7 protein-coding genes are annotated in these 6,638 nt (G+C 69.8%); all 7 read right to left on the bottom strand.

Features of this window, described 5'->3' with window-relative positions:
• Positions 1–232 (bottom strand): metal ABC transporter permease (locus tag ACNPM4_RS16120; RefSeq protein WP_448986353.1); only part of this gene is annotated, 232 nt, incomplete at its 3' end.
• The gene (locus ACNPM4_RS16115; protein ID WP_105711705.1) at positions 229–1,050 is read right to left on the bottom strand and encodes a metal ABC transporter ATP-binding protein; all 822 of its coding nucleotides are present in this window, start codon (positions 1,048–1,050) and stop codon (positions 229–231) included. The genes ACNPM4_RS16120 and ACNPM4_RS16115, both read right to left, overlap by 4 nt.
• Positions 1,047–2,045: a metal ABC transporter solute-binding protein, Zn/Mn family gene (locus ACNPM4_RS16110; RefSeq protein ID WP_448986352.1), complete on the bottom strand. Its 999-nt coding sequence runs from the start codon at positions 2,043–2,045 to the stop codon at positions 1,047–1,049. Before ACNPM4_RS16110 ends, ACNPM4_RS16115 begins: the two co-directional genes overlap by 4 nt.
• Positions 2,046–2,121: 76 nt before the next feature.
• Entirely contained in the window at positions 2,122–3,474 is a 1,353-nt protein-coding gene (locus ACNPM4_RS16105; RefSeq protein WP_448986351.1) for a dihydrolipoamide acetyltransferase family protein, read from the bottom strand.
• Positions 3,475–3,501: 27 nt separating this feature from the next.
• A complete protein-coding gene (locus tag ACNPM4_RS16100) occupies positions 3,502–4,482 on the bottom strand; it encodes an alpha-ketoacid dehydrogenase subunit beta (RefSeq protein ID WP_091032185.1) in 981 nt (326 codons plus the stop codon).
• Positions 4,479–5,606, bottom strand: a complete 1,128-nt coding sequence (locus tag ACNPM4_RS16095; protein ID WP_448986350.1) for a thiamine pyrophosphate-dependent dehydrogenase E1 component subunit alpha — start codon at positions 5,604–5,606, stop codon at positions 4,479–4,481. The genes ACNPM4_RS16100 and ACNPM4_RS16095 overlap by 4 nt, the downstream gene beginning before the upstream one ends.
• Positions 5,607–5,711: 105 nt before the next feature.
• Positions 5,712–6,638, bottom strand: a 927-nt coding sequence (locus ACNPM4_RS16090; RefSeq protein WP_448986349.1) for a histidinol-phosphate transaminase, incomplete at its 5' end; no start/stop codon positions are given.

The following is a 6,638-nucleotide window of genomic DNA, read 5'->3' as shown; positions in this document are numbered from 1 at the left end:
ACCCGAACACCACGCTGCCGCCGAACAGCAGGGCGGCGGCGGCACCCGCGAACGACAACTCGCTCACGCCGTGCACCGCGAACGCGAGGTCGCGCTGCATCACGAAGACGCCGATCAGTCCGCCGACGATGCCGAGGACGGCACCCGCGATGATCGAGTTCGACAGCAGGGCGACAAGCTCGCCGTAGTCCTGGAACGAGAAGACGTCGCTCCAGTCGACCAGGGGCCTCATGCCGCTCCTCCGTGCTCGTGGTCGCCGTGGTCGTGGTGCGGCTCGGCATCCGGAACACCGACGACGACCAGCCGGTCGCCCGCGCGGAGCACGAACACCGGGGTGCCGTAGAGGTCGCTGAGCACGCGGGTCTGCAGCACCTCATCGGGAGTGCCCAGGAGGAACCGGCCGCCCGCGATGTAGAGGATGCGGTCGACACGGCCGAGGATCGGGTTGATGTCGTGCGTGACGAACAGCACTGCGGCCTCGCGCTCGCGGCGCTGGCGGTCGATGATGTCGGTCACGGCCAGCTGGTTGGCCAGGTCGAGGTTCGACAGTGGCTCGTCGCACAGCAGCAGCGCCGGCTCGTCGGCGAGGGCCTGACCGACCCGCAGCCGCTGCTGCTCGCCACCCGAGAGCAGGCCGACGCGACGATCGGCGAAGTGCGAGGCACCGACCGCGTCGAGCAGCCGGTCGACCTTGGCGCGGTCGCCGCGATGCGGGATCGGGAACCCGAACCGGCTTCCGCTGACGCCGAGGCCCACCAGGTCGCGGGCTCGCATGCTGGTGTCGGGGGCGAGGTTGCGCTGCTGCGGGATGTAGCCGATGCGGGAGTTCCCGCGGTGCACGGGCTCCCCCGCGACACGGATGGACCCCGAGGAAAGCGGCTGCAGACCGAGGATGCTGCGCAGCAGCGTGGTCTTGCCCGACCCGGACGGGCCGAGCACCGCGATGAACTCACCGGGCTGCACCGTCAGGTCGAGCCCTGACCAGAGTTCGCGATCCCCGCGCTGGAGTGCGGCGTCGGTGATCTCGAGGACCGGAGCGCCCCCGCTCACGGCTGGACGGCGGCGGCGAGGCTCTTGATCGCGTCACTCATCCACTCAGAGTACGACGATCCGTCCTCGAGCAGCTCCGTGAAGGCGACGACGGGGATGCCGGCATCCTTCGCGGCCGCCTCCACCCGCTCGGTCTCCGCTCCTCCGGTCTGCGCGTTGGTCAGCAAGGCCGTGGCCTGTCCGTCTTCGATCACCTTCAGCGCCTCGAGCAGCACGGCGGGAGCCACATCGGTACCTTCCTCGACCGACTCGGCGAACCCTTCGGGCGTGACGTCGGTCAGGCCGGCCGCGGCAGCGAGGTAACCGGGCAGCGGTTCGGTCATGAAGACCGTCGCCCCGGCGGCATCCGTCTTGATGGTCTCGAGGTCGGCCTCGAAGCCCTCCAGGTCGGCGACGATCTCATCGGCGTTGGCGGCGAACTCCTTCGCGCCGTCGGGATCGAGCTCGGCCAGCTCGTCGGAGATCGCCTCGACGACATGGATCATCGTGTGCGGGTCGAACCAGACGTGCTCGTTGAAGCCCTCGATGTGGTTGTGCCCCTCGTGACCCTCTTCGCCCTCGGCGTGATCGTGGTCGTGGGACTCTTCGTCGGCGTGGTCGTGCTCGGCCTCGTCGTGCCCCTCGTTGCCGGGGAAGTCGTGCGAGAACTCGACCGCCGTGACGACGTGCGGGTCCTTCGCGTCCTGCAGCAGGGTGTCGACGAAGGCGTCGTAGCCGCCGCCGTTCTCGATCACCAGGTCGGCCTTCTGCACCGTGAGGCGATCGCGCGCGGTCGCCTCGTAGGAGTGCGGGTCCTGCGAGGCCGAGGTGATGAGCGACTCGACCTCGACGCGGTCGCCGCCGATCTGCGCGGCGATGTCGCCGTAGACGTTGGTGCTCGCGACGACCGTGATGGTGCCGCCGTCGCCCTCTCCCGCTGCCGGGGTGGTGGAGCATCCGGCCAACGCGAGGGCGGCGACGGATGCGAGGGCGAGGACGACGACGGGCTTCTTCATGCCTTCACTCTAAACGCTAATGAGAACCATTATCAAGTTGAGCCGGATGCCGTGTCCCGGGCTCGACGCCGCGGGCTCACTCGACCAGCAGCGCGGGCTCCTCGAGCACGGAGGCGACGTCGGCGATGAAGCGGCTCATGCCGTCGCCGTCGATCACGCGGTGGTCGAACGATCCGGCGACCGTGGTCACCCAGCGCGGGCGCACCTCGCCGTCGACGACCCACGGCTTCTGGCTGATGGTGCCCATCGCCACGATGCCGGCCTCGCCGGGGTTGATGATCGGGGTGCCGGCATCCATCCCGAACACACCGATGTTGGTGATCGTGATCGTGCCGCCCTGCTGATCGGCCGGCGGCGTCTTGCCCTCGCGGGCCGTGAGCGTCAGGCGGTTCAGCGCCCGCGCCAGGTCCTTCATGCTCAGGTCCTGCGCGTCTTTGATGTTCGGCACGAGCAGGCCGCGCGGGGTGGCGGCGGCGATACCGAGGTTCACGTAGTGGCGCACGGCGATCTCGGCGCCGGCATCCGTCTCGATCCAGGCGGCGTTCACCATCGGGGTGCGACGAGCCGCCCAGATCACGGCCCTGGCCACGATCAGCAGCGGCGAGACCTTGATGTCGGCGTAGTCGGGCGAGGCCTTGAGGCGCTTGACGAGTTCCATCGTGCGGCTCGCGTCGACCTCTTTCCACACCGTCACGTGCGGAGCCGAGTACGCGCTCTGCACCATGGCAGAGGAGGTGGCCTTGCGCACACCCTTGACCGGGATGGACTCGGTGCGGTCGTCGCCGGCGGCGGACGGACGGGTCGCCGAGAGGCCGCGGGCGAGTCCGGCTGGAGCGGCCTGCGGCGCGGGCACGGTCTCTTCACGGACGTCGCCCCACTCCGGCGTCTCGATGTTGCGGAAGACACTCGCCTGCGAGGCGTGCTTGACCACGTCGTCCCGGGTGACCTCGCCGTCGGCACCGGTCGCGGCGACCGCGGTGAGGTCTACGCCGAGGTCGCGCGCGAGCTTGCGGATCGGCGGCTTGGCGATCACGCCCACCGAGGAGCGGACCGGGCGCTCGGCCGGGCGCTTGCGGCGCGAGGTGGCACCACCGCCCGTCCCGTAGCCGACGAGCACCGAGCCGCCGCCCTCCTCCGGCGCGGGGGCCTCGGCCGTCGCGACGACGCCGGGGCCGACATCGTCACGGGCATCCGTCATGAAGGTGATGATCGGCGCACCGACCTCGACCGTCGCTCCCTCGGCGACGAGCAGCTCGCCGACGACGCCCGCGTGCGGAGACGGCAGCTCGACGAGCGACTTGGCCGTCTCGATCTCGCAGATGACGTCGTTGATCGCGACCGTGTCACCCGGAGCGACCTTCCAGGCGACGATCTCCGCCTCGGTCAGGCCCTCCCCGACGTCGGGGAGGTTGAAGTTCTGCGTGCTCATGACGAGTCCTTTCGGCCGAGCGGGCGGTCAGTAGGCCAGGGAACGGTCGACGGCTTCGAGGATGCGGTCCGCATCCGGGAGGTACACGCCCTCGAGCTTCGCCGGCGGGAACGGGGTGTCGTACCCGGAGACGCGAAGCACCGGCGCCTCGAGCGCGTAGAAGGCGCGCTCCATGACGGTGGCCGCGATCTCACCGCCGATGCTGGCGAAGCCCTGGGCCTCCTGCGCGTAGACCATGCGCCCGGTCTTGCGGATCGAGTCCAGGATGGGCTCGTAGTCGACCGGAGAGAGCGAGCGCACGTCGACGACCTCGCAGCTCGTGCCCTCGGCTTCGGCGAGCGCGGCGGCCTGCAACAGTGTGGTGACCATGGCGCCATGTCCGACGAGGGTCACGTCGCTGCCCGTGCGGACGACGCGCGAGGAGTGCAGCGGCACGGCGGAGGCGTCGAGGTCGACCTCGCCCTTCTGCCAGTAGCGGCTCTTCGGCTCCATGAAGATCACGGGGTCGTTCGACGCGATCGCTTCCTGGATCATCCAGTAGGCGTCGTTGGGCGTCGACGGCGACACCACGCGCAGTCCGGGAGTGTGCGCGAAGTACGCCTCCGGGCTCTCCTGGTGGTGCTCGACCGCGCCGATGTGCCCGCCGTAGGGGATGCGGATCACGATCGGCATGCTGAGCGCGCCCTCATGCCGGTTGGTGAGCTTCGCGAGCTGCGTGGTGATCTGGTCGAACGCCGGGAACACGAATCCGTCGAACTGGATCTCGATGACCGGGCGGTAGCCGACCATCGCCATGCCGATCGCGGTGCCGACGATCCCGGACTCGGCGAGCGGGGTGTCGAGCACCCGACGGTCGCCGAAGTCGCGCTGCAGGTGCTCGGTCACACGGAACACTCCGCCGAGCTTGCCGATGTCCTCGCCCATGAGCAGGACCTTCGGGTCGTTCTCCATCGCCTTGCGCATCCCCGCGTTCAGGGCCTTGCTGAGCGGCATCGTCTCGAGGGTCATCGGGTTTCTCCTTCGAACGACGCCTCGTACTGCGCGTGCCAGGCCTTCTGCTGATCGATCAGCGGATGCGGTTCGCTGTACACGTGGTCGAACATCTTGCCGACGCTGGGGGGTCCGAGCTCGACGCTGCGGGCGCGAAGGTCTTCCGCGGCATCCGCCGCCTCGGCCTCGACATCGGCGAACAGCTGCGCGGATGCACCGCGGTTCTCGAGGAACGCACGCATCCGGACGATCGGGTCACGACCGGCCCAGTACTGCTCCTCGTCGCTGCCGCGGTATTTCGTCGGGTCGTCGCTCGTGGTGTGCGCGCCGAGGCGGTAGGTGACGGCCTCGATCGCCTGCGGGCCCTTGCCGCTGCGGGCCTCGTCGAGTGCCACCCGCGAGACGGCGTAGCTGGCGAGCACGTCGTTGCCGTCGACGCGGACGCTCGGGATGCCGTAGCCGGCGCTGCGCTGCACGAGCGGCACACGCGACTGCGTCGACACCGGCACCGAGATCGCCCAGTGGTTGTTCTGCAGGAAGAAGACGGTCGGCGCCTGGTAGCTCGCGGCGAAGACCATCGCCTCGTGCACGTCGCCCTGGCTGGAGGCGCCGTCGCCGTAGTAGACGATGACGGCCTCGTCGCGGTCGACCTCACCCATGCCGGTGCGCCCGTCGAACACGAGCCCCATCCCGTAGCCGGCGGCGTGCAGCACCTGCGAGCCGAGCACGAGCGTGTAGAGGCGCGTGTTGCCGTTCTTCGGGTCGGTCGGGTCCCACCCGCCGTGCGAGACGCCGCGCATCAGCTTGATGATGTCGACGGGGTCGACGCCGCGGATGCGGGTGACGGCGTGCTCGCGGTACGAGGGGAAGATCGTGTCCTGCGCGCGGGCCGCACGACCGGAACCGACCTGCGCCGCCTCCTGTCCGCGGCTCGGCGGCCACAGGGCGAGCTGGCCCTGTCGCTGCAGGTTCGTCGCCTGGGTGTCGATCGCGCGGATGACGACCATGTCACGGTAGAACTGCTCGAGCTCCGCATCGCTGATCGCCTCGATCAGGGGGAGATACCGCTCGGCGGCGGCGGACGGCGCGAACCGTCCGGTCTCGTCCAGAACGCTCACAAGGGGGGTCTCGGGGGTGGTCACGCTCTCACGCTACCCGCGTCGGCATGCCCGGTCACGCATACCTAGGACGCCCTTGTAACTGCCCGGAAGCCGGAGAAAACCGCGGAAAGCCGCGGCGAGCGCGGATCAGCGAACTGCGGCGGCGACCTCGAGCACGCGGTCGAGGGAGGCTTCCTCGCCGACGGAGATGCGGATGCCGTCGCCCGAGAAGGGACGCACGATGAGGTCGTTCTCGACGAACGCGGCAGCCACCTCGTCGGTGCGCTCGCCGGCCGGCAGCCACACGAAGTTGGACTGGGAGTCGGGGACGTCCCAGCCCTGCGCGCGGAGTCCTGCCACGAGACGGGTGCGCCGCTCGACGATGACGGCGACGCGCTCGAGCAGCTCGCCCTCGGCGTCGAGGCTCGCGATGGCGGCGTTCTCAGCAGCGGAGGTGACCGAGAGCGGGATGCCGGTGGTACGTGCGGCGTCCAGCACCTTCTCGTGGCCGATCGCGTACCCGATGCGGAGGCCGGCGAGACCGTAGGCCTTCGAGAAGGTGCGCAGCACCACGACATTCGGGTGCTGGTCGAACACGCGCTCGGCGAGACCGTCGACGGCATCCGGCGCGGTCACGAACTCGGCGTACGCCTCGTCGAGGATGATCAGGATGTCGCTCGGCACGCGCTCGACGAAGATCGCGAACTCGGCCGACGTGATGATCGGCCCGGTCGGGTTGTTCGGGGTGCACAGGATGATCGCGCGGGTGCGCTCGGTGACGGCATCCGCCATCGCGTCGAGGTCGTGGCGGGAGTCGGCGGTGAGCGGCACCTGGACCCCGGTCGCACCGGCGACCAGCGGAAGGCTCGGGTACGCCTCGAAGGAGCGCCAGGCGTAGATGACCTCGTCGCCGACGGAGGCGGTCGCGAGGATCAGCTGGTGCAGGATCGAGACGCTGCCGGAGGCGACGTGCACCTGCTCGGGGTCGACGCCGTAGCGCGCACCCAGGCGCTCGCGCAGACGACCGGCGGTGGCGTCGGGGTAGCGGTTGATCGGCGTCGTGTGCTGCAGCGC

This window comes from Microbacterium umsixpiens (assembly GCF_053543675.1).
The sequence above is the reverse complement of the archived record's forward strand: the minus strand, read 5'-3'. Positions and strand labels throughout refer to the sequence as shown.

Bases quoted from the DNA above. Each gene is read 5' to 3' on its own strand.
- ACNPM4_RS16110 (WP_448986352.1), bottom strand. From the start codon at position 2,045: ATGAAGAAGCCCGTCGTCGTCCTCGCCCTCGCATCCGTCGCCGCCCTC.
- ACNPM4_RS16105 (WP_448986351.1), bottom strand. From the start codon at position 3,474: ATGAGCACGCAGAACTTCAACCTCCCCGACGTCGGGGAGGGCCTGACC.
- ACNPM4_RS16100 (WP_091032185.1), bottom strand. From the start codon at position 4,482: ATGACCCTCGAGACGATGCCGCTCAGCAAGGCCCTGAACGCGGGGATG.